Raw genomic sequence first — 20240 nt, 5'->3', positions numbered from 1 at the left:
AATCACAAATGCTGTGTTCACTGAAGATCAAATGTGGGAGCGGGCTTGCTCGCGAAGGCCGCGCCGCCGTCAATGATGATTTGACTGACCACTGAACAGCTCCGAACCGCGCGTGTCGTACCTAAATGACACGCCACCGGTTCAGGAACGCTATGGACACCCCAAAAGACGGCAAGACCCCGAACCTCTCGGCTGAAGAACAGCACGACGTCGACAAAAACCAGCCGCCCCGTGCGGCGGTACTGCACGAAATCATCCGCACCCAGGGCGACCAGGAGCTCGAGCGCAGCATCGCTGCGTTGTGGTGGTCGGCGCTGGCCGCGGGCCTGACGATGGGCTTGTCGCTGATGGCCATGGGGTTACTCAACTCACGGCTGCCGGACGGCGAGCATTTCAAGGTGATCGCCAGTTTCGGCTACTGCGCCGGTTTTCTCGCGGTGATCCTCGCTCGTCAGCAGTTGTTTACCGAAAATACCCTGACCGCCGTGTTGCCGGTCATGACCAAACCCACTCTGAACAACTTCGGCCGATTACTGCGGCTGTGGGTAGTTGTGCTGGGAGGCAACCTGTGCGGCACGTTGCTGGTGGCCTACGTGATGCTGAACCTGCCGATTTTCGATACGAAGACCGACGTGGCCTTCCTCGAAATCGGGCGCAAAGTCATGGAAAACCACGCCAGCCAGATGTTCGCCAAGGGCATCGTCTCGGGCTGGATGATCGCCACCATGGTCTGGATGATCCCGTCCATGGAGAGCGCGAAGATGTGGATCATCATCCTCATCACCTACCTCATGGCGCTGGGTGATTTCACCCACATCGTGGTCGGTTCGGCCGAGGTGTCGTACCTGGTGTTTGCCGGCGAGTTGCCGTGGAAGGATTTCTGGCTGGTGTTCGCCGGGCCGACGCTGGCGGGGAACATCATCGGCGGCAGCTGCATCTTTGCGCTGATCAGCCATGCGCAGATTCGCAGCGAAAGTGGGCCGCCGAAGAAGAGCCCTGATCAAGTGGCGGATTCAAGCAAACGCAAAGATGAGTGAACCGCGTCAACTTCTTCGCGAGCAGGCTCGCTCCCACAGGGAAGGACGCGGTCCATGTGGGAGCGAGCCTGCTCGCGAACGCAATGTCATGGGCGATGCAGCTATTCAGCCCGATACATTCACTGCAGCCGCACCACGACGCTGCAGGTAAATAAAGAACAACGCGGTCAACACCGTCAAACCGCTGACCCACGCGCCGGTCCACGGCAAGTCCGCCAGGTCGGCGCCACTGGCAACCACCAGCCCGCCGATCCAGGCGCCGGCGGCGTTACCGAGGTTGAACGCGCTCTGATTCAGCGTCGAGCCGAGGTTGGGCGCTTCGTGTGCCTGATCGATGATCAGCAGCTGCAGGATCGGGCACAGGGCGAACGCAAAAATCCCCCACAACACCAGCGTGATCGCCGCCGGAATCACCGAATGGCTGGTCTGCGTGAATGCCGCCAGCACCACCAGCACGGCCAGCGCCATGCCCACCAGCGAAGGCAGTAAACGACTGTCCGCCAGTCGACCGCCGAGCATGCTGCCCGCAGTCAGCCCCACGCCGAACAACAGCAGCATGATGGTCACGCCATGCGGGCTGACGCCGGTGATGTCTTGCAGGATTGGCGCGATGTAAGTGAACACGCTGAACAGACTGGTCGACGCCAGCACGCTCATGCCCAGCGCCAGCAACACATTGACCTTGCCCAGCACCTTGAACTCGCTGGCCAGATTCGCCTTGTCCATGGCGATGTGTTTCGGCAGCCAAAGCCATTGTGCGATGGCGGCAATCACGCCAATCACCGAGACCGCCCAAAAGGTCGAGCGCCAGCCGGCGTACTGCCCGAGCGCGGTGCCCAAGGGCACGCCCAGCACATTGGCCAGCGTCAGGCCGGTGAACATCATCGCAATGGCTTGTGCCCGTTTGTTCGGTGCGACCAGCCCGGCCGCGACCACCGAACCGATGCCGAAGAAGGCGCCGTGGCACAACGCAGTGACCACGCGAGCCGCCATCAAGGTGGCGTAGTTCGGCGCGAGGGCACACAGGACGTTGCCGAGGATGAACATCAGCGTCATCCCCAGCAATGTCGCCTTGCGCGGCATGTTCGCGGTGCCGATCGCAAGGATCGGCGCGCCGAACACTACGCCCAGGGCGTAGCCGGTGATCAGCAGGCCAGCGTGCGGGATGCTGACGGCGAGGTCGCGTGCGACGTCAGGCAGCAGGCCCATGATGACGAATTCAGTGGTGCCGATGCCGAACGCGGCAACAGCGAGGGCAAGCAAGGCGAGTGGCATGCGCAAGGTCTCTGTCGGTAGTCTTGACGCTGTGATCAGGCATACGCATGCCGACGACCGTTCTCGGCGAGAGCGGGCATGGACAGAAATTATTGGAATTAGTCTGTGCGCAACTGAGTGCGGCGTGGTCGCTTGCAGTATAAACAGCTGCTGACATATCGCGAATCAATTATCCGGGCGCGTCCCGCCGGAAATAAAAACAAATGAAGGAGTAGGCCGTGCTTGCAACAGCACTGGTGTTAGTCGCGGCGCTGTTGCATGCGGCGTGGAATACCCTGATCAAATTCAGTGCGGAACGTTTGTTGGTGGTGGCCTGCATGGACAGCGTGGCGATGTTGTTTGTCGCCGTGATGCTGCCGTTTGTGAACATGCCACCCATTGAAATCTGGCCGTGGATCCTGGCCTCGGCGGCGTTCGAATTGCTGTATCGCTATCTGCTGATTCAGGCCTATCGGGTCGGTGATCTGGGGCTGGTCTATCCGTTGATGCGCGGGCTGTCGCCGTTGGTGGTGCTGGCCCTGACACTGGTCTTTGCCGGGGAAGTGCTGACGAATCAGCAGATCTTCGGAATCCTGCTGATCCCGTTCGGCATGCTGTGCCTGCTGTGGCAGGGCGGTGGCGGCGCACGTTTGCCGTGGTCGATGCTGCCGGTGGTGGCGCTGATCGGTCTGTGCATCGGCTGCTACACGTTCATCGACGGTCAGGCGTTGCGGCGCTGGTCGCACCCGCTGGATTACCTGGTGTGGGTCACGTTGCTCAGTGCCTGGCCGTTTCCGTTGCTGGCGCTAGTGCGCAAACGGCCGGCGTTCATGCTGTTCTGGCGGGAGCAATGGCGGCTGGGGCTGGCGGTCGGGTTTTGCGTGTTGTTCAGCTACGCTCTGGTGCTGTGGGCCATGCAGCTGGGCTCGATTGCCGAAGCGGCGGCGTTGCGTGAGATCAGCGTGATCCTGGTGGTGTTGTTCGGAATGCGCTACCTGAAAGAACCTTTCGGCCGGCCACGGCTCTTAGCCTGTGGGCTGGTGCTGATCGGCATCCTGGTGATGAAGTTTTAACCGACACCCGAATTTCCAAACTGAAGAAAGGACTGCTTTATGACGGTTGCGCTGTGGTGCATTTTGATCGCGATTTTCCTGCCTTATGTCTGCACGGCGATCGCCAAGGCCAGTGGTGGGTATGGGCTGAAAGACAACCATGATCCCCGTGACTTTCTCGAATCGCTCAATGGTTTGGGTCGACGCGCGCATGCTGCGCAACTGAACAGTTTTGAAGTGACCCCGGCGTTCGCGGCAGCAGTGATCGTGGCGCACCTGGCCGGCAATGCCGAGTTGGTGACGATCAATGTGCTGTCGGTGTTGTTCATCACCAGCCGGTTGCTGTACATCATTTGCTACCTGGCGGACTGGGCGATATTGCGGTCGTTGGTGTGGTTTGTGGGGATGGGGTTGATTGTGAGTTTCTTTGTTGTGTCGGTCTGATAGAACTGCGTTGGTTTACCGGCCCCTTCGCGAGCAAGCCCGCTCCCACATGTGACCTCTGTGGACACAGTATTTGTGTACACCCGAGATCTAGTGTGGGAGCGGGCTTGCTCGCGAAAGCTATCTATCAGTCGCTGCAGAAGTCAGGGGGTAGTCTTCACCGCATCAGCCACCTGAGGCACTTGCGGCAACGCCGCACCTTTAGGCCAAAGCATCCAGATCTGCCCCTGCTGTTTCATGTCCCCGGCCAATTGCCCGGCCGCCTCGCCTGTGCCCCAGAACAGATCCGCCCGCACTTCGCCGGCAATCGCGCCGCCGGTATCTTGAGCCGCTACCGGACGAACCAGTGCAGTGCCGTCCGGTTTAGTAGTGGATAACCACAACAGGCTACCCAGCGGAATCACTTTGCGGTCCACCGCCGCGCTATAGCCGGCAGTGAGCGGCACGTTCAACGAGCCGCGCGGCCCTTCGTTACTGTCAGGGTTACGGGTGAAAAACACATAGCTGGGGTTGCTGCCGAGCAGCTCCGGAATGCGCGTCGGGTTGGCCTTCGCCCAATTGCTGATCGCACCCATGGTCACGTCTTCCTTCTTCAGTTCGCCTTGCTCCACCAGCCAGCGGCCGATGGGCCGGTACGGATGGCCGTTCTGGTCGGCGTAAGCGATGCGCAGCTGGCGACCGTCATCGAGCTGAATGCGCCCGGAACCCTGGATCTGCAGGAATTGCAGGTTCATCGGATCGGTCAGCCAGGCGACCACCGGTGCCTTGACCCCTTTGGTCTCAATCGTTGCCGCATCGTCGTAAGGCTTGAGCACTCGCCCTTCCAGTCGACCGCGCAGGCGCTTGCCCTTGAGTTCTGGGTAAATGCTGTCCAGCGAGACGATGATCATGTCGTCGGGCACGCCGTACACCGGGATGTTCGCCACTGCGGTTTGCGTCAGGCTGCCGGGGTAGACCGGTTCGTAGTAGCCGGTGATCAACCCGTTGGGGTTGTCATTGGCGGCGCGCAGGCCGTAGACGTCCAGATTCTGTTTCAGAAAGGCGCGAATATCGGTGGCGGTTTGCGGCACGTTGGCGGAAGCGGTGCAGGTCGAGCCCCAGACCGGGTCGGCCTTGAGTCGGTTGCACGCGCTGCGCCACGATCCGAATCCGGCGACCAGGTCGCTGTCGGACACCGCCGGCAGCGCTTCCCAGGTGGCGCTGGAATAGGTGGCCAGTGCGTGGGTTTTTGGCTTGTTGTTATCGCCGCCGGTGCAACCGGCGAGGACCGCCACCATTGGAAGAGTCCACGCGAGGTGGTGACGCCATGCCTTGAAACGGCTGTTCATGGAGTAATTCCTTTGCCGGTCGCCTGAGTGCTCCATGCGCTCAAACAACCCGTATTGATAATAGGGCTATTGGTCTTTGTCGATGACGCGAGGATACTGGCCGCCGTTTCCCGTGACCTGAAGCCACCATGACTCTTAAAAGACTTTCTGTTGTATTGCTGGCCTGCCTGACGTTGTCCGCTTGCGGCGGCGTAGACCCGAATTCGCCGTTGGGTCAGCGCAAGGCGATCTTCAAGCAGATGCTCAAGACCGGCGAAGACCTGGGCGGCATGCTGCGTGGCCGCATTCCGTTCGATGGTCAGAAATTCGCCGACGGCGCCGTGAAACTCGATGCGCTGTCCCATGAGCCGTGGAAACATTTTCCACAGGTGCGCGAAGAAGATCACACCAGCGCCAAGGACACTGTCTGGCAACAGCAGGCTCGTTTTCAGGAAATGTCCCGCAACCTTGAAGCTGCCACCGGTGAATTGGTGATCGCCAGCCAGGTTCAGCCTTACAAGGCCAGCAACCTGGGGCCGGCGGTGCAGAAAGTCGAAGATGCCTGCAGTGCTTGCCATAAACAGTTTCGGGATCATTGATTCTCGCTTGGCTAGATGATCGTTCCCCACGCGGAGCGTGGGAACGATCACTACCAAGGCTACTTATCCAGTTCGTCGAGCGCGTCCTGCAATTCCTTGCGAGACTCGGCGAGTTTGTCTTTGCGCTTGTTGATCTTGTCGGGGTCGCCGTTCTTCATGGCTTTGTCGAGGTCGGCCTGACGTTTGCTGACTTCATGCTTGGCGTCGAGGACTTTGTTTTCCCGTTCTTTCTTCAGCAAAGCGTCTGTGCAATGCGCCGTGACTTCGCTCAAGGCGGTTTCCAGGCCTGCTTGCTGATCGGCGTTGCCGTGTGACTTGGCCAGTTCGATCTGGTTGATGATGCCCTGTTTCTTGGCGGCGCAGCCGGTCAGTTCCGGCGCTTCTTCAGCCGCCATCAGTGGAGCGGCCAGCACGCTGCAAAGGGTCAACAGGGCGAGCGGTGAAAGAAATTTCATAAAAGCTCCATGTGCAAAGGCAAGCGGGTCTGTGTGGCAATGGGCGTTGGAGCGTATCGGTCCTTGGGGGTTCCCGGCTGCCGTGGATTGCCGGTCTTTAGAAACCGTCAATCCCGGCAACCCGTAATGTTTCACTCAAGGCCAGGACCTGCGGGTCGCGGAAAAACGCGCTCAATTGCGCCGCGCGTCCCGGGCCGATACCGGTTTCAGCCTGCCATTGTTCTGTGTTTCGGCTCGCCAGCGCCTGCCACGAATCGGCAAGTTGTGCCTGACCCGTCGGCGGTAAACCCAAGGCTTTCAGCCAACGACTGAAGGGGCGCTGTCGAGCACTGTTGAAACTGTTTAAAAGACGAGCACTGCTGCGTTCGCCGAAGCCGTTAATGGTAGCAAGCTCTTGAGCGTCGAAGGTCAACCAATCCAGAAGGCTATTCAGGCGGCCTGTTTCTAAAAGTTTCTCCCAAGTGCCGGGGCCGACATGAGGCAAGGCCAGTCCCTGCTTGCCGCTGAGCCAGGTCAGTCGTGCGAGGAATTGGCTCTCGCACCCCGGCGTAGGTTGCCAGCAACTCAATTGATGGTAATCGGCCGCTAGCGGAATATTCAGTTCGGGGCGTTCGGTGCCGCGATGCACAACGCTGTCGAGCCTGGGAATGGTCAGTCCGGCCAGGCTGATGGACACCTGATCGCCGGGGCGGATGTCCAGTTTCTCCCAGCGCTGCAGGGAGCTGACGCTCACGCGTTTGATCTGCCGGTCATCGAGCGTCACCGGTTTGAGGTTCAGCACCGGTGTGATTCGACCCGTGCGCCCGACCTTGAAGTCGACTTTTCGCACCTCGGCCAGCACCTGTGCGAAAGGGTATTTCCAGGCGACGGCCCAGTGGGGTGATTTCGCCTGCCAGCGTTCGGCCGAAGGTCGCTGACTTTGGCGCAGGACGACACCGTCACTGGCAAACGGCAGGGGCGAGCGATACCAGTGATCGCGCCATTGTTGGGCGTCGGCCAATGTCTGTATGGGTTGGCTATAAGATGCAGTGCTCGGGAAACCCAGTTCATCCAGAGCAGCGATTCGTTCCGGCAGACTGGCCGGGCCTTGTGGCCAGTCCCAGACAAACAACCTGATATTGGCGGCGTGTTCTGGGGCGAGCGTTTTGCGCGCCATCAGACCGGCTACGGTGGAGCGTGCATTGAGGCTGCCGGCCTTGGCTTGTATGTGGTCGGTCAACTGCCAATAGAGTTCTCCCTGCACCAGCATATCCACAGGTTGTGCGAGTTGTCGGGGAATGCCGGGGATCAGTCGCGCCGAGGCCGTCCAGTCCTGACCATTGATGCCATCGCCACGACTGATCGCTTGATGCAGCATGCCATTGCGATAGGCCAGTGTGACGGCCACCCCATCGATCTTGGGTTGTATCCAGATGTCCTTGCGATCGCGCAGCCAGTTTTCCACAGCGTGACCATCACGGAGTTTGTCCAGACCGGTGTGGGCGATGGGGTGGGCGATCTTGCCACTGGCAGTGCGCAAGGGTTCGGGTGCCAGGCCCAAGTCAAAGCACTCACGCCATTCGATCAATTGTGCGCGGGACTGATCGTAGATTTCGTCGGCGACCAGTGAGCGTCCGCCCCGGTGGTAATGGTCGTCCCAGAGGTCGATCTGTTTTTGCAGGGCGTTGATTTCGTCTTGGGCACGGGCGGGTGGCCAGTCGGGGCAGTCGGCAGCGTTTGAGTTCAGGCAAAACAAAGTCAGGAAGACAGCGGAAAAGAGGCGCAGCAGCATCGTGAGCGTCCTTGCTCAAGTGGAGTGCTTGAAGGCTAGTAAAAATTTTCGGGCGGGCAGGGTGGGTGTTTTGCCTGGTGTTTCGGGGGTGGCCGGGCGGGCCTCATCGCGAGCAGGCTCACTCCCACAGGGGCGACAATAAAAAGCCCCGCACGGCGAACCGTGCAGGGCTTTGGGTACCGCCGGGGAAGTCTTACAGGCCAGCAGCCAGACGCAGGTCGTCGGCGCGGTCGGTTTTTTCCCAGGTGAACGTGGTGAAGGTGTCTTCGCCCACGGTCTTGGTCGCCGGGGTGCGACCGAAGTGGCCGTACGCAGCGGTTTCCTGGTACATCGGGTGCAGCAGGTCGAGCATGGTGGTGATTGCGTATGGACGCAGGTCGAACACTTCACGAACCAGTTTGACGATTTTGTCGTCGCTGATTTTGCCGGTGCCGAAGGTGTTCAACGAGATCGACGTAGGCTGGGCAACACCGATCGCGTAGGAAACCTGAATCTCGCAGCGCTCGGCCAGGCCGGCAGCGACGATGTTCTTGGCCACGTAACGACCGGCATAGGCAGCCGAACGGTCAACCTTCGATGGATCTTTACCGGAGAACGCGCCGCCACCATGACGGGCCATGCCGCCGTAGCTGTCGACGATGATCTTGCGACCGGTCAGGCCGCAGTCGCCAACCGGGCCACCGATGATGAACTGGCCAGTCGGGTTGATGTGGAACTGAGTGTCTTTGGTCAGCAGTTCGGCAGGCAGTACGTGCTTGACGATCAGCTCCATCACGCCTTCGCGCAGGTCTTTGTACGACACTTCAGGGTTGTGCTGGGTCGACAGAACCACGGCGTCGATACCGACAACCTTGCCGCCTTCGTAACGGCAAGTCACTTGCGACTTGGCGTCCGGGCGCAGCCAAGGCAGCAGGCCGGATTTACGGGCTTCGGCTTGGCGTTGCACAAGCTGGTGCGAGAAGGTGATCGGTGCTGGCATCAGCACGTCGGTCTCGTTGCTCGCGTAGCCGAACATCAGGCCCTGGTCGCCGGCACCCTGATCTTCAGGCTTGGCACGGTCAACACCCTGGTTGATGTCTGGGGACTGCTTGCCGATGATGTTCATCACACCGCAAGTGGCGCCGTCGAAGCCGACATCGGAGCTGTTGTAGCCGATGTCCAGAATGACGTTACGCACGATTTCTTCCAGGTCGACCCAGGCCGACGTGGTCACTTCACCGGCGATGATTGCAACGCCGGTCTTTACCAGAGTCTCGCACGCCACACGGGCGAACTTGTCTTCAGCAATGATGGCGTCCAGCACCGCATCGGAAATCTGGTCGGCGATTTTGTCCGGATGTCCTTCAGACACGGACTCGGAGGTGAAGAGGGAGTATTCGCTCATCTCGATGTTTTCCTGAATTTACCGATGGTGAGTGTCGCCAGCCGGTCGCTGAAAATGGCGGACCTGGATCTGGAAACCATTACGTAAGCCTACATAGAGGCTTTCCCCGGGAACGAGTCCCGCAGCGGTGGCCCAACGGGCCAAATCGTCCTGTTCAAACCCCAACCAGAGATCACCGCAGGCCTCCCTGGCCCAACTCTGGTTGTGGCTACATAACTCTGTCACGAGCAGGCTACCGCCCGGTTGCAGCAAGTCGGCCATGTGCTTGAGCGCTTCGGCCGGCGCGGCGAAATGGTGCAATACCATGTTCAGTACAACGCAGTCGGCCTGAAGACTGACACCGTTTAATGCATCGGCCAATTGCAGGCTGACGTTAGCCAGCTTTTCACGTTCGCAGACCTGGCGCGCCAGTTCGAGCATCGCCGGGCTGTTGTCCAGCGCGGTGACTTCAGTGAAGCGGCGCGCCAGTTCCGGCAGAAACTCGCCGTCACCGGGGCCGACTTCAATGGCCGTGGCGCCGTTGCCGAAACCCAGCTTGTCGAGCAAGGCCACCACGCTTTCGCGGTATTGCGGCAGGCCGGCGATCAAGTCTTGCTGGGCGCGAAATTTCTCCGCAACCCGTGAGAAAAAGTCCTGGCTGGCCGCCGCTCGTTGTCCGTGTACCTGACCGATCCGCGACTGCACATCAGCCGGCAGGGTCAGGTTGTCCACTTCTTCCAGCAGGGCGGCGTGCAGCTTGCCGCCCAGCAGGTCGGTGTGGGGCAGGGCGCGACGGTAGAAAATCGCGTTGCCTTCACGGCGGGTCGCCACCAGGTCGGCCTGGGCCAGTACCTTGAGGTGATGACTCATGCCGGACTGGCCGATGCCGAAGATCTGCGCCAGTTCCAGTACGCCGAACGAATCGTTGGCCAGGGCGCGCAATACATTCAGACGCAGAGGGTCGCCGCCGGCCTTGCAGAGGGCCGCCAGCTCGTCGCAATCGTCATGTTGAATGGAAGGCACGCGTAAATTCATAAGGCCAGCAGTCTAGTGATGGGTCGAAATCACTGCAAGAGCAATATCAAAAAGTTTTGATATTGCTCGATAGATGGCACTTCTCGACGTCAGGTTCTGTCAACAAATGGACAGCGGAAAGGTTTCACCCGTCGAAACCGCCGTTATCACATGGAAAAACGCCTCCAGATGACTATCTGTCATTGCCCCGAGGCGGCCCGGTGAGGGAAAATGCTCGCCTTTTTTCCGATTCGTTTTATTCACTCTCGATTCAATATCCGCAGGAGAACAGCGATGCCCAGCCGTCGTGAGCGTGCCAACGCCATTCGTGCCCTCAGCATGGATGCCGTGCAAAAAGCCAACAGCGGCCATCCCGGTGCCCCTATGGGTATGGCGGATATCGCCGAAGTACTTTGGCGTGACTACCTGAAGCACAACCCGAGCAATCCATCGTTCGCTGACCGTGACCGCTTCGTGCTGTCCAACGGCCACGGTTCGATGTTGATCTACTCGCTGCTGCACCTGACCGGCTACGACCTGTCGATCGATGACCTGAAAAACTTCCGCCAACTGCACAGCCGCACCCCGGGTCACCCGGAATTCGGCTACACCCCAGGCGTTGAAACCACCACCGGTCCACTGGGCCAAGGCCTGGCGAACGCCGTAGGTTTTGCCCTGGCAGAAAAAGTCATGGCCGCGCAGTTCAACCGTCCTGGCCACAACGTTGTCGACCATCACACCTACGTGTTCCTGGGTGATGGCTGCATGATGGAAGGCATTTCGCACGAAGTCGGCTCTCTGGCCGGTACGTTGGGCCTGGGCAAGCTGATCGCTTTCTATGATGACAACGGCATCTCCATCGACGGCGAAGTCGAAGGCTGGTTTACCGACGACACGCCGAAGCGCTTCGAAGCCTATAACTGGCAAGTGATCCGCAACGTCGACGGTCATGATCCGGAAGAGATCAAGACAGCAATCGAAACCGCGCGCAAAAGCGATCAGCCAACCCTGATCTGCTGCAAGACCACCATCGGTTTCGGTTCGCCGAACAAGCAAGGCAAAGAAGACTGCCACGGCGCCCCGTTGGGTGACGCGGAAATCGCTCTGACCCGCGCCGCACTGAAATGGAACCACGGTCCGTTCGAAATCCCGGCTGATATCTACGCCGAGTGGGACGCCAAGGAAGCCGGTAAAGCGGCCGAAGCCGAGTGGGATCAGCGCTTCGCTGCTTACTCCGCTGAATTCCCTGAGCTGGCCAACGAACTGGTGCGTCGCCTGAGCGGCGAACTGCCGGCCGACTTCGCGGAAAAAGCCTCGGCTTATATCGCTGAAGTCGCGGCCAAGGGCGAAACCATCGCCAGCCGTAAAGCCAGCCAGAACGCACTGAATGCCTACGGCCCGCTGTTGCCTGAACTGCTGGGCGGCTCCGCTGACCTGGCCGGTTCCAACCTGACCCTGTGGAAAGGTTGCAAAGGTGTTTCGGCTGAAGACGCCAGCGGCAACTACATGTACTACGGCGTTCGCGAATTCGGCATGAGCGCGATCATGAACGGCGTGGCCCTGCACGGCGGTCTGGTGCCTTACGGCGCGACCTTCCTGATGTTCATGGAATACGCGCGCAACGCGGTACGCATGGCTTCGCTGATGAAGAAGCGCGTGGTGTTCGTCTACACCCACGACTCCATCGGTCTGGGCGAAGACGGCCCGACTCACCAGCCAATCGAGCAACTGACCAGCCTGCGCAGCACGCCGAACCTCGACACCTGGCGCCCAGCCGACGCCGTTGAATCGGCCGTGTGCTGGAAGCTGGCTCTGGAACGCAAGGACGGCCCTTCGGCGCTGATCTTCTCGCGTCAGAACCTGCAGCACCAGGATCGCAACGCCCTGCAAATCGCCGACATCGCCCGTGGCGGTTATGTGTTGAAGGACTGCGACGGCGAGCCTGAGCTGATCCTGATCTCCACCGGTTCTGAAGTAGGCCTGGCGGTTCAGGCGTACGACAAACTGACCGAGCAAGGTCGCAAAGTGCGCGTTGTCTCGATGCCTTGCACCAGCGTGTTCGATGCTCAGGACGCCGACTACAAGCAAGCGGTTCTGCCGTTGCAGGTCAGCGCCCGTATCGCCATCGAAGCCGCTCACGCGGACTACTGGTACAAGTACGTGGGCCTGGAAGGCCGCGTAATCAGCATGACCACCTACGGCGAGTCGGCGCCTGCGCCTGCCTTGTTCGAAGAGTTCGGCTTCACCCTGGAAAACATCCTGGGTCAGGCTGAAGAGCTGCTGGAAGACTAAGTTCAGGTGATGTATTGCCTGTTCTGACGCCATCGCGAGCAGGCTCACTCCTACAGGGTTTTACATTGCCCATGTAGGAGTGAGCCTGCTCGCGATAGCGCCGGTCCAGGCAATACAAAACTGACAGATTCACCACGGTAATCGAGAACCCCATGCCTCAACCGCGTCCTTACAAAGTTGCACTCAACGGCTACGGCCGGATTGGTCGTTGCGTCTTGCGTGCGTTGTTTGAGCGAGGCGAAAAGGCCGGGTTTGAAATTGTCGCGATCAACGATCTGGCTGACATGGCCAGCATCGAATACCTGACACGCTTCGACTCCACTCACGGGCGTTTTCCCGGCGAAGTGCGGGTTGACGGCGATTGTCTGCATATTAATGGCGACTGCGTGAAGGTCCTGCGCAGTGCCACCCCCGAAGGCATCGATTGGGCGTCGTTGGGCGTCGATCTGGTGCTGGAGTGCTCCGGCGCTTACCACACCCGTGCCGATGGCCAGCGCTTTCTCGACGCCGGCGCACCGCGTGTGCTTTTTTCCCAGCCGATGGCCAGCGAGGCGGATGTCGACGCCACCATCGTCTACGGCGTGAACCAGGATTGCCTGACCGGCGACGAACTGCTGGTGTCCAACGCGTCCTGCACCACCAACTGCGGCGTGCCGCTGTTGCGTCTGCTGGACCAGGCCATTGGCTTGGAATACGTGTCGATTACCACCATTCACTCGGCGATGAACGATCAGCCGGTGATTGACGCCTATCACCACGAAGACCTTAGACGCACCCGTTCGGCGTTCCAGTCGGTGATCCCGGTGTCCACCGGTCTGGCGCGTGGCATCGAGCGCCTGCTGCCGGAACTTGCCGGGCGAATTCAGGCCAAAGCCGTACGGGTGCCGACGGTTAACGTGTCTTGCCTCGACATTACGATGCAGACCGTCAGCGACACCGACGCCACCGAGGTCAACCGGATTCTGCGCGAGGCCGCCACCACTGGCCCGCTCAAAGGCCTTCTGGCTTACACCGAGTTGCCTCACGCCAGTTGTGATTTTAACCATGACCCACATTCGGCGATTGTCGATGCCAGTCAGACTCGAGTTTCCGGCCCGCGGCTGGTGAACATCCTGGCCTGGTTCGACAACGAATGGGGGTTTGCCAACCGAATGCTGGACGTTGCAGAACACTATCTGCAAACAGCTACTCCAACAGCTTCTCCAAAACAGTAACTCAGGAATTGCGACCCATGACCGTGTTGAAGATGTCCGACCTCGATCTGCAAGGTAAGCGCGTACTGATTCGCGAAGACCTCAACGTCCCAGTCAAGGACGGTGTTGTCACCAGCGATGCGCGAATCCTGGCCTCGCTGCCGACCATCAAGCTGGCCCTGGAGAAAGGCGCGGCCGTGATGGTCTGCTCGCACCTTGGCCGTCCGACCGAAGGCGAATTCTCGGCCGAGAACAGCCTCAAGCCAGTGGCTGACTACCTGAGCAAGGCCCTGGGCCGCGAAGTGCCGCTGGTCGCCGATTACCTGGGCGGCGTCGACGTGAAAGCCGGCGACATCGTGCTGTTCGAAAACGTGCGCTTCAACAAGGGCGAGAAAAAGAACGCGGACGAACTGGCCCAGCAATACGCCGCCCTGTGCGACGTGTTCGTGATGGACGCCTTCGGCACCGCTCACCGTGCCGAGGGTTCGACCCACGGCGTGGCCAAGTTCGCCAAAGTCGCCGCCGCTGGCCCGTTGCTGGCTGCCGAGCTGGACGCACTGGGCAAAGCCCTCGGCGCCCCGGCCCAGCCAATGGCTGCCATCGTTGCCGGCTCCAAGGTCTCGACCAAACTCGACGTACTCAACAGCCTGAGCCAGATCTGCAACCAGCTGATCGTTGGCGGCGGCATTGCCAACACCTTCCTGGCCGCTGCCGGTCACCCGGTCGGCAAATCCCTGTACGAACCGGACCTGCTGGACACCGCTCGCGAAATCGCCGCCAAAGTCAGCGTGCCATTGCCGGTCGACGTTGTAGTTGCCAAGGAATTCGCCGAGAGCGCCACTGCGACCGTCAAGTTGATCGCTGACGTGGCTGCCGACGACATGATCCTGGACATCGGCCCGCAGACCGCAGCGAATTTCGCCGAGCTGTTGAAGTCGTCCAAGACCATTCTGTGGAACGGCCCGGTCGGCGTGTTTGAATTCGACCAGTTCGGCAACGGCACCAAAGTGTTGGCCCAGGCCATCGCGGAAAGCTCGGCGTTCTCCATCGCGGGCGGCGGCGACACCCTGGCGGCCATCGATAAATATGGCGTTGCCGAGCAGATCTCCTACATTTCTACCGGCGGCGGCGCGTTCCTCGAATTCGTCGAAGGCAAAGTGCTGCCAGCCGTTGAAGTCCTGGAAAGCCGGGCGAAAGCCTGAGGCCGCCCATTTGACCAGGCGAAGGAGTGTTTACATGGTCAAGACGTTAACGCTGTTGATCGCAGCGGGCATGCTGGCGGCTTGCGGGAGTAACCCGAAAGCCAAGCCGGAGCCTGCGCCGCAGTCGCAGGAAAAAGGCTGCTACCAGGCCGACTGGCAAGCGGAAACCAATCCTGTGCTCAACAAGCGTTCCGGACCCGATGGCCTGGATAAATACGAGACACAGACACCCGCCAAGGAACATGGTTGTCCTTGACGGGTCTGACTCATTACTCAGGGCTGGCGGCGTGCGCCGTCAGTCGAGGAACATGGATGAAAGGTTTTATCGCCGTTACGGCGTTGGCGTTGCTGGCCGGTTGCGCTCAGTTGAACCTGTTCCAGTCGTCCACCCCTGTGGATAACTGGACCACCTGGACCTGCGACAGCCAGGCCAAAGTGCTGTGGCGCTACACCGACGACAGCCGCAAGGAAGTCGACGTGCGCCTCGGCGGGGCCGATCAGGTGTACCGCTTGAAACAGGAGCCGGGCGCCGAAGGTTCGCTGTACAGCAATGACATGCTGGCGTTTCACGTAAAAGGTGAGGAAGGCCTGGTGTACTGGGTCGCCACCAATGATTTGATTGGCCGCGGTTGTAAAGCGCAGTAATTGACACACCACGGACCTGGTGTGGGAGCGGGCTTTTGTGGTGAGGGGGCTTGCCCCCGTTGGAGTGCGAAGCGCTCCCGAAGCCAGTAGATGCGGTGTTTCAGTTAAACCGCATCGTCCTGTTTACGACTGCTTCGCAGCCGAACGGGGGCAAGCCCCCTCGCCACAAGGTATGAGCGTTACTTGGCTTTTGGCAGTACCGAATTCGCAGCCCGGACCAACCCCCGATCTGCAATAACTTGAATAGCCGCCGCCGCTACGGCAGGCTGGCACGATTAACGACCCAAACCGGGAGAGACACACACAATGGCACTTATCAGCATGCGCCAGATGTTGGACCACGCAGCCGAGTTCGGCTACGGCGTTCCAGCCTTCAACGTCAACAACCTTGAGCAGATGCGCGCCATCATGGAAGCCGCTGACAAGACTGACTCTCCGGTGATCGTCCAGGCTTCGGCCGGTGCTCGCAAATACGCTGGCGCCCCGTTCCTGCGCCACCTGATCCTGGCCGCGATCGAAGAATTCCCGCACATCCCGGTGTGCATGCACCAGGACCACGGCACCAGCCCTGACGTCTGCCAGCGCTCCATCCAACTGGGCTTCAGCTCGGTGATGATGGACGGTTCCCTGGGCGAAGACGGCAAGACCCCGACTGACTACGACTACAACGTGCGTGTTACCCAACAAACCGTGGCCATGGCTCACGCCTGCGGCGTTTCGGTAGAAGGCGAGCTGGGCTGCCTGGGTTCGCTGGAAACCGGCATGGCTGGTGAAGAAGACGGCATCGGCGCTGAGGGCGTTCTGGATCACAGCCAAATGCTGACCGACCCGGAAGAAGCCGCTGACTTCGTCAAACGCACTCAGGTTGATGCCCTGGCAATCGCCATCGGCACCAGCCACGGCGCGTACAAGTTCACCAAGCCGCCTACCGGCGACGTACTGGCCATCGACCGCATCAAAGAAATCCACAAACGCATCCCGAACACCCACCTGGTGATGCACGGTTCTTCTTCGGTTCCGCAAGAGTGGCTGGCGATCATCAACCAGTACGGCGGCGACATCAAAGAGACCTACGGCGTACCGGTTGAAGAAATTGTTGAAGGCATCAAGCACGGCGTGCGCAAGGTCAACATCGACACTGACCTGCGTCTGGCATCCACCGGTGCGATGCGTCGCCTGATGGCCACCAACCCGAGCGAGTTCGATCCGCGTAAGTTCTTCGGCGCGACTGTGACCGCGATGCGTGATGTGTGCATCGACCGTTACAACCAGTTTGGTACCGCGGGTAATGCTTCGAAGATCAAGCCGATCTCGTTGGAAGGGATGTATCAGCGGTATTTGAAGGGTGAGTTGAACGCTAAGGTTAACTAAGACCTTTCGTGTTTGAGTTGCATAAAAACCCGCCGAGAGGCGGGTTTTTTAATGCCTGAAAATAGGCTACTGAGCGTGGCTCGTTTGCCGTCCTACGCTGCTACAGGAGTTTTTACTTGTCGTGATCAATGTCCAGCTTGCTGAACGTTACTTTGCCGCCTTCGCTGGTGTACCCGGTGTGGTCTTGCACATAGACCCCAGCCTTGAAATACAGCGGCTTGTCGCGCCACGTCGCGCTGATGTTGGTGTCCCACTGGTAGCCTGCCGCGCTGATGCCCAATGCACCGCCAGGACTCAGGTGAATGAGGTAGGAAAACTCCTGGTCCATCTTCACGCCGGTGGCGATGGTGATCACCCGACCTTCACCGTCATCCGGATGCATGCGCACTTTGGCGACAATGTTGCCGGTAGAGGTGCTGGTCTTGTACTGATACTCAAGTTTCACCAAAGGCTTTTGACTTTCATAAGCGTGAATCTGGCCGATAACGATCTTCCCTGAACTCGGCACCTGGTTCACCGCCAGCGTCGCGCGAAGGGAGTTGTCCGCGTCCGGATAGAGCCAATTACGCAAAGTGCCGTTGCTGTAGGTTTCGCGAAGTTCAGTGCGGGGATACTTTGCATTGGCTGTTTTAGAGCCGGTGACCGGTGCCCAGAAAAACAACGTGCCGGTGTCGGAGTGGAAGTATTGGTCCTTGAAGCCGTCCACCAGTTTGGCGGTTTCAACGGTATACGGCGGATTGCCAACGGGAACGCTGAGGTTCCAGGTTGCGAGATCGATCATAGACAAAGCTTCCACAAATTTTTGCTGCACGCACGTGCCAGATGCTCTAGCACGCGCATCGGGGGGCGGCCTTTATAAGCGTACGAGGCCACTTTGTTAATGCCCATCCGGCGGAGATTTGGCGTCAACGTCCTGTCGAAATGCCATCTTTCCCGGTTTTCGGGGCTCTCAGGACCGACCGTTAGTCGGCAAATGAACGTGTTAGTTAAATGATGGCGCTCTGATGGCTTCTGCTTTTGTGTATCCCGGTCTAGAGTGAAGGCCTAGTATTTGTCCGGTTTTCACGAGAAATCGGCCTGACGTCCCCGAACAAGAGAAGCAGCATGGAATGCGCGCAACCCACGCCAGCCGAAGGCAACTCGATCCTTTTAATCGTCGATGACTACCCTGAAAACCTGATCAGCATGCGCGCTTTGCTCCAGCGCCAGGACTGGCAGGTGATGACCGCCGCCTCCGGCTTTGAAGCGCTAAACCTTTTGCTCGAACACGATGTCGACCTGGTGTTGCTCGATGTGCAGATGCCGGGCATGGACGGTTTTGAAGTCGCGCGCCTGATGCGCGGCAGTCAGCGAACCCGCCTCACACCGATCATTTTCCTCACCGCCAACGAACAGTCCCAGGACGCCGTGATCAAGGGCTACGCCAGTGGTGCGGTGGATTACCTGTTTAAACCGTTCGACCCGCAAATTCTCAAGCCAAAAGTCCAGGCCCTGCTGGAGCATCAACGCAGTCGCCGGGCGCTGCAGCGCCTGAGCCACGACCTGGAAGTCGCGCGCGCGTTTAATGCCTCGGTGCTGGAGAACGCGGCCGAAGGCATTCTGGTGGTGAGTGAGGGCGGGGTGATCCGTTTTGCCAACCCGGCGATGTCGCGACTGCTGAATGCCACGGTGCAGGAGCTGCAAGGCAAGGATTTCCTGGACTTCCTGCAAAAACCGCACATCCCGGTGTGGCTGGAGTCCGAGATTTATACCGGTTACCAGCGCGGCGAAACCTTGCGCCTGCATGATGCGCTGTTGCGTACCGCGCCGGGTCAGCAGGTGCCGGTGGCGCTGTCGTGCGCGCCATTGCCTGCAGAGCAGCACGCGATGGTGGTGACGGTGCTGGACATGTCGGTGGTCCGCCACCTGCACCAGCAACTGGAATTCCAGGCCGTGACCGATCCATTGACCGGCCTGCTCAATCGCCGAGGTTTCTACCAGACCGTTGAAAACCTGTTGCTGCGCGGTGAACGCACCGACAGCGCCTGGGTGCTGCTGTACCTGGACCTCGACGGTTTCAAGCGGGTCAATGACTCCCTCGGTCACGATGCTGGCGACCGCGTGCTGCGCTGGGTGTCCGAGCAGTTGAAGGCCTGCTTGCGGCCGTTCGACATTCTGGCGCGCATGGGTGGCGATGAATTTACGGCACTGCTGGACCTGGAGTTTCCCGAGCAGGCGGCGAAGATTGCGGAAAAACTCATCGAGCGGGTATCGATCTGTCAGCAGATTGATGGCCTGGAAATCACCTTGGGCGCCAGCATCGGGATTGCGACGTTTCCGGATTGCGGGGCCAACCTCGACGGTTTGTTGCGCGCCGCAGACATTGCGATGTACGAAGCCAAGCGCGCGGGCCGTCAGCAGTATCGTTTCTACGATCACGAAATGAACGGCCGGGCGCGCTCGCGGCTGATGCTCGAAGAGAGCGTGCGCACGGCCATCGAAAACCGTGATTTCAATCTGGTGTACCAACCTCAAGTGTCCATCGCCAACGGGCAGATCCGTGGGTTCGAGGCGTTGTTGCGTTGGCAGCACCCGAGTGTCGGCGACGTCCCGCCGGGGCTGTTTTTGCCGTTGCTGGAAGAGGCGCGGCTGATCAGTCGGCTGGGCAGCTGGATTTACCAGCGTGGGGCCGGGCAGCGCAAGGCCTGGGAAACCCTGTTTGCCGAGGACCTGGTACTTGGCGTCAGTTTGAGCAGCACCCAGTTCGGCATGCCCAACCTGGTCACCGAATTGCGCCAAGTGCTGGAGCGACATGGCCTGCAACCGCGGCATCTGGAAGTCGAAGTGACGGAAGAAGCGTTGATGCAAAACCCGGAAGAAACCCATAAGACTCTGCGTCTACTGCGCAATCTTGGGGTGCGGGTGGCACTCGATGACTTTGGTTCCGGGCCCTGCTCGCTGGCGCATCTGCGGGACCTGGAACTGGACACGCTCAAGCTCGACCGGCATGTGATCGCCCGGCTACCCGAGTCCTCAAGGGATGCGGCGCTGGTGCGCACGGTGATCGACCTGTGCAAGCAATATGGAATGCTGGTGATTGCCGAAGGGGTGGAAACCGTTGCCCAGTACCAATGGCTGCAAGCGAATGGCTGTGAGTACGTGCAGGGTTTTCTGGTGGCGCGGCCGATGATGGCCGAGGACGTCGGCGACTTTGTGCGGCCGTTCGACTGGAGCGCACTGAACAGTTGAATTCGCTACACTG

The 20240-nt window shown here is 59.8% G+C and carries 18 protein-coding genes; 11 read left to right on the top strand and 7 right to left on the bottom strand.

From position 1 onward, the window contains the following. Positions 1-152: 152 nt before the first annotated feature. Entirely contained in the window at positions 153-1037 is an 885-nt protein-coding gene (locus tag BK660_RS19640) for a formate/nitrite transporter family protein (protein WP_123434693.1), read from the top strand. Between the two features lie 105 nt (positions 1038-1142). Here the strand turns inward: BK660_RS19640 and BK660_RS19635 are convergent, their stop codons facing one another. Continuing rightward, a complete protein-coding gene (locus BK660_RS19635) occupies positions 1143-2312 on the bottom strand; it encodes an MFS transporter (protein ID WP_123434692.1) in 1170 nt (389 codons plus the stop codon). A 218-nt stretch (positions 2313-2530) separates the two neighbouring features. On the opposite strand from BK660_RS19635, the gene BK660_RS19630 reads away from it, so the two are divergent. Together BK660_RS19630 and BK660_RS19625 are read left to right on the top strand one after the other, a co-directional pair. Continuing rightward, a complete protein-coding gene (locus BK660_RS19630; RefSeq protein WP_123434691.1) occupies positions 2531-3364 on the top strand; it encodes an EamA family transporter in 834 nt (277 codons plus the stop codon). Positions 3365-3403: 39 nt separating this feature from the next. Further along, positions 3404-3787: an MAPEG family protein gene (locus BK660_RS19625; protein ID WP_123434690.1), complete on the top strand. Its 384-nt coding sequence runs from the start codon at positions 3404-3406 to the stop codon at positions 3785-3787. A 143-nt stretch (positions 3788-3930) separates the two neighbouring features. Here the strand turns inward: BK660_RS19625 and mltA are convergent, their stop codons facing one another. Beyond that, positions 3931-5115: a murein transglycosylase A gene (mltA, locus tag BK660_RS19620; RefSeq protein ID WP_123434689.1), complete on the bottom strand. Its 1185-nt coding sequence runs from the start codon at positions 5113-5115 to the stop codon at positions 3931-3933. Positions 5116-5243: 128 nt separating this feature from the next. Here mltA and BK660_RS19615 point away from each other — a divergent pair, with 128 nt between their 5' ends. Further along, the gene (locus BK660_RS19615; protein WP_123434688.1) at positions 5244-5693 is read left to right on the top strand and encodes a c-type cytochrome; all 450 of its coding nucleotides are present in this window, start codon (positions 5244-5246) and stop codon (positions 5691-5693) included. A gap of 59 nt (positions 5694-5752) precedes the next feature. On the opposite strand, the gene BK660_RS19610 is transcribed toward BK660_RS19615, so the two are convergent. The 4 genes from BK660_RS19610 to BK660_RS19595 all read right to left on the bottom strand — a co-directional run bounded on the left by BK660_RS19610 (position 5753) and on the right by BK660_RS19595 (position 10317). Beyond that, positions 5753-6148, bottom strand: coding sequence for a DUF1090 domain-containing protein (locus BK660_RS19610; protein ID WP_123434687.1), 396 nt, complete (start codon positions 6146-6148; stop codon positions 5753-5755). Between the two features lie 97 nt (positions 6149-6245). Then, on the bottom strand, positions 6246-7919 hold the full coding sequence (gene ligB, locus BK660_RS19605) for an NAD-dependent DNA ligase LigB (protein ID WP_123434686.1): 1674 nt from the start codon (positions 7917-7919) through the stop codon (positions 6246-6248). A 193-nt stretch (positions 7920-8112) separates the two neighbouring features. Next, on the bottom strand, positions 8113-9303 hold the full coding sequence (gene metK / locus BK660_RS19600; RefSeq protein ID WP_123434685.1) for a methionine adenosyltransferase: 1191 nt from the start codon (positions 9301-9303) through the stop codon (positions 8113-8115). An 18-nt stretch (positions 9304-9321) separates the two neighbouring features. Further along, on the bottom strand, positions 9322-10317 hold the full coding sequence (locus tag BK660_RS19595) for an ArsR/SmtB family transcription factor (protein ID WP_123434684.1): 996 nt from the start codon (positions 10315-10317) through the stop codon (positions 9322-9324). A gap of 273 nt (positions 10318-10590) precedes the next feature. On the opposite strand from BK660_RS19595, the gene tkt reads away from it, so the two are divergent. The 6 genes from tkt (at position 10591) to fba (ending at position 16999) form a co-directional block, all read left to right on the top strand. After that, the gene (gene tkt / locus BK660_RS19590) at positions 10591-12588 is read left to right on the top strand and encodes a transketolase (protein WP_123434683.1); all 1998 of its coding nucleotides are present in this window, start codon (positions 10591-10593) and stop codon (positions 12586-12588) included. A gap of 152 nt (positions 12589-12740) precedes the next feature. Further along, positions 12741-13802 (top strand): erythrose-4-phosphate dehydrogenase, encoded by a 1062-nt coding sequence (gene epd, locus BK660_RS19585; protein WP_123434682.1) that lies wholly within the window; start codon positions 12741-12743, stop codon positions 13800-13802. 17 nt (positions 13803-13819) lie between these two features. After that, positions 13820-14983, top strand: a complete 1164-nt coding sequence (locus BK660_RS19580) for a phosphoglycerate kinase (protein ID WP_123434681.1) — start codon at positions 13820-13822, stop codon at positions 14981-14983. Positions 14984-15017: 34 nt separating this feature from the next. Beyond that, a complete protein-coding gene (locus tag BK660_RS19575; protein WP_123434680.1) occupies positions 15018-15239 on the top strand; it encodes a hypothetical protein in 222 nt (73 codons plus the stop codon). A gap of 56 nt (positions 15240-15295) precedes the next feature. Continuing rightward, complete coding sequence (locus BK660_RS19570) at positions 15296-15628, top strand: MliC family protein (RefSeq protein ID WP_123434679.1); 333 nt, start codon at positions 15296-15298, stop codon at positions 15626-15628. 306 nt (positions 15629-15934) lie between these two features. Beyond that, entirely contained in the window at positions 15935-16999 is a 1065-nt protein-coding gene (gene fba, locus BK660_RS19565) for a class II fructose-bisphosphate aldolase (protein ID WP_007945427.1), read from the top strand. A 112-nt stretch (positions 17000-17111) separates the two neighbouring features. Here fba and BK660_RS19560 read toward each other — a convergent pair whose 3' ends face one another. Next, entirely contained in the window at positions 17112-17780 is a 669-nt protein-coding gene (locus tag BK660_RS19560; protein WP_123434678.1) for a polysaccharide lyase family 7 protein, read from the bottom strand. Between the two features lie 323 nt (positions 17781-18103). Here BK660_RS19560 and BK660_RS19555 point away from each other — a divergent pair, with 323 nt between their 5' ends. Next, complete coding sequence (locus BK660_RS19555) at positions 18104-20227, top strand: putative bifunctional diguanylate cyclase/phosphodiesterase (RefSeq protein ID WP_123434677.1); 2124 nt, start codon at positions 18104-18106, stop codon at positions 20225-20227. Positions 20228-20240: the final 13 nt, after the last annotated feature.

The sequence above is a fragment of the Pseudomonas brassicacearum genome (assembly GCF_003732265.1).
In the GTDB taxonomy this organism is placed as follows: domain Bacteria; phylum Pseudomonadota; class Gammaproteobacteria; order Pseudomonadales; family Pseudomonadaceae; genus Aquipseudomonas; species Aquipseudomonas brassicacearum_D.
This window is presented reverse-complemented; position numbering and strand designations above follow the sequence as displayed.

What these genes read in the sequence shown, in the direction of transcription:
- BK660_RS19640 (WP_123434693.1), top strand. Translation starts at nt 153, where the DNA reads ATGGACACCCCAAAAGACGGCAAGACCCCGAACCTCTCGGCTGAAGAA.
- BK660_RS19635 (WP_123434692.1), bottom strand. Translation starts at nt 2,312, where the DNA reads ATGCCACTCGCCTTGCTTGCCCTCGCTGTTGCCGCGTTCGGCATCGGC.
- BK660_RS19625 (WP_123434690.1), top strand. Translation starts at nt 3,404, where the DNA reads ATGACGGTTGCGCTGTGGTGCATTTTGATCGCGATTTTCCTGCCTTAT.
- mltA (WP_123434689.1), bottom strand. Translation starts at nt 5,115, where the DNA reads ATGAACAGCCGTTTCAAGGCATGGCGTCACCACCTCGCGTGGACTCTT.
- BK660_RS19615 (WP_123434688.1), top strand. Translation starts at nt 5,244, where the DNA reads ATGACTCTTAAAAGACTTTCTGTTGTATTGCTGGCCTGCCTGACGTTG.
- BK660_RS19610 (WP_123434687.1), bottom strand. Translation starts at nt 6,148, where the DNA reads ATGAAATTTCTTTCACCGCTCGCCCTGTTGACCCTTTGCAGCGTGCTG.
- ligB (WP_123434686.1), bottom strand. Translation starts at nt 7,919, where the DNA reads ATGCTGCTGCGCCTCTTTTCCGCTGTCTTCCTGACTTTGTTTTGCCTG.
- metK (WP_123434685.1), bottom strand. Translation starts at nt 9,303, where the DNA reads ATGAGCGAATACTCCCTCTTCACCTCCGAGTCCGTGTCTGAAGGACAT.
- BK660_RS19595 (WP_123434684.1), bottom strand. Translation starts at nt 10,317, where the DNA reads ATGAATTTACGCGTGCCTTCCATTCAACATGACGATTGCGACGAGCTG.
- tkt (WP_123434683.1), top strand. Translation starts at nt 10,591, where the DNA reads ATGCCCAGCCGTCGTGAGCGTGCCAACGCCATTCGTGCCCTCAGCATG.
- epd (WP_123434682.1), top strand. Translation starts at nt 12,741, where the DNA reads ATGCCTCAACCGCGTCCTTACAAAGTTGCACTCAACGGCTACGGCCGG.
- BK660_RS19580 (WP_123434681.1), top strand. Translation starts at nt 13,820, where the DNA reads ATGACCGTGTTGAAGATGTCCGACCTCGATCTGCAAGGTAAGCGCGTA.
- BK660_RS19575 (WP_123434680.1), top strand. Translation starts at nt 15,018, where the DNA reads ATGGTCAAGACGTTAACGCTGTTGATCGCAGCGGGCATGCTGGCGGCT.
- BK660_RS19570 (WP_123434679.1), top strand. Translation starts at nt 15,296, where the DNA reads ATGAAAGGTTTTATCGCCGTTACGGCGTTGGCGTTGCTGGCCGGTTGC.
- fba (WP_007945427.1), top strand. Translation starts at nt 15,935, where the DNA reads ATGGCACTTATCAGCATGCGCCAGATGTTGGACCACGCAGCCGAGTTC.
- BK660_RS19560 (WP_123434678.1), bottom strand. Translation starts at nt 17,780, where the DNA reads ATGATCGATCTCGCAACCTGGAACCTCAGCGTTCCCGTTGGCAATCCG.
- BK660_RS19555 (WP_123434677.1), top strand. Translation starts at nt 18,104, where the DNA reads ATGGAATGCGCGCAACCCACGCCAGCCGAAGGCAACTCGATCCTTTTA.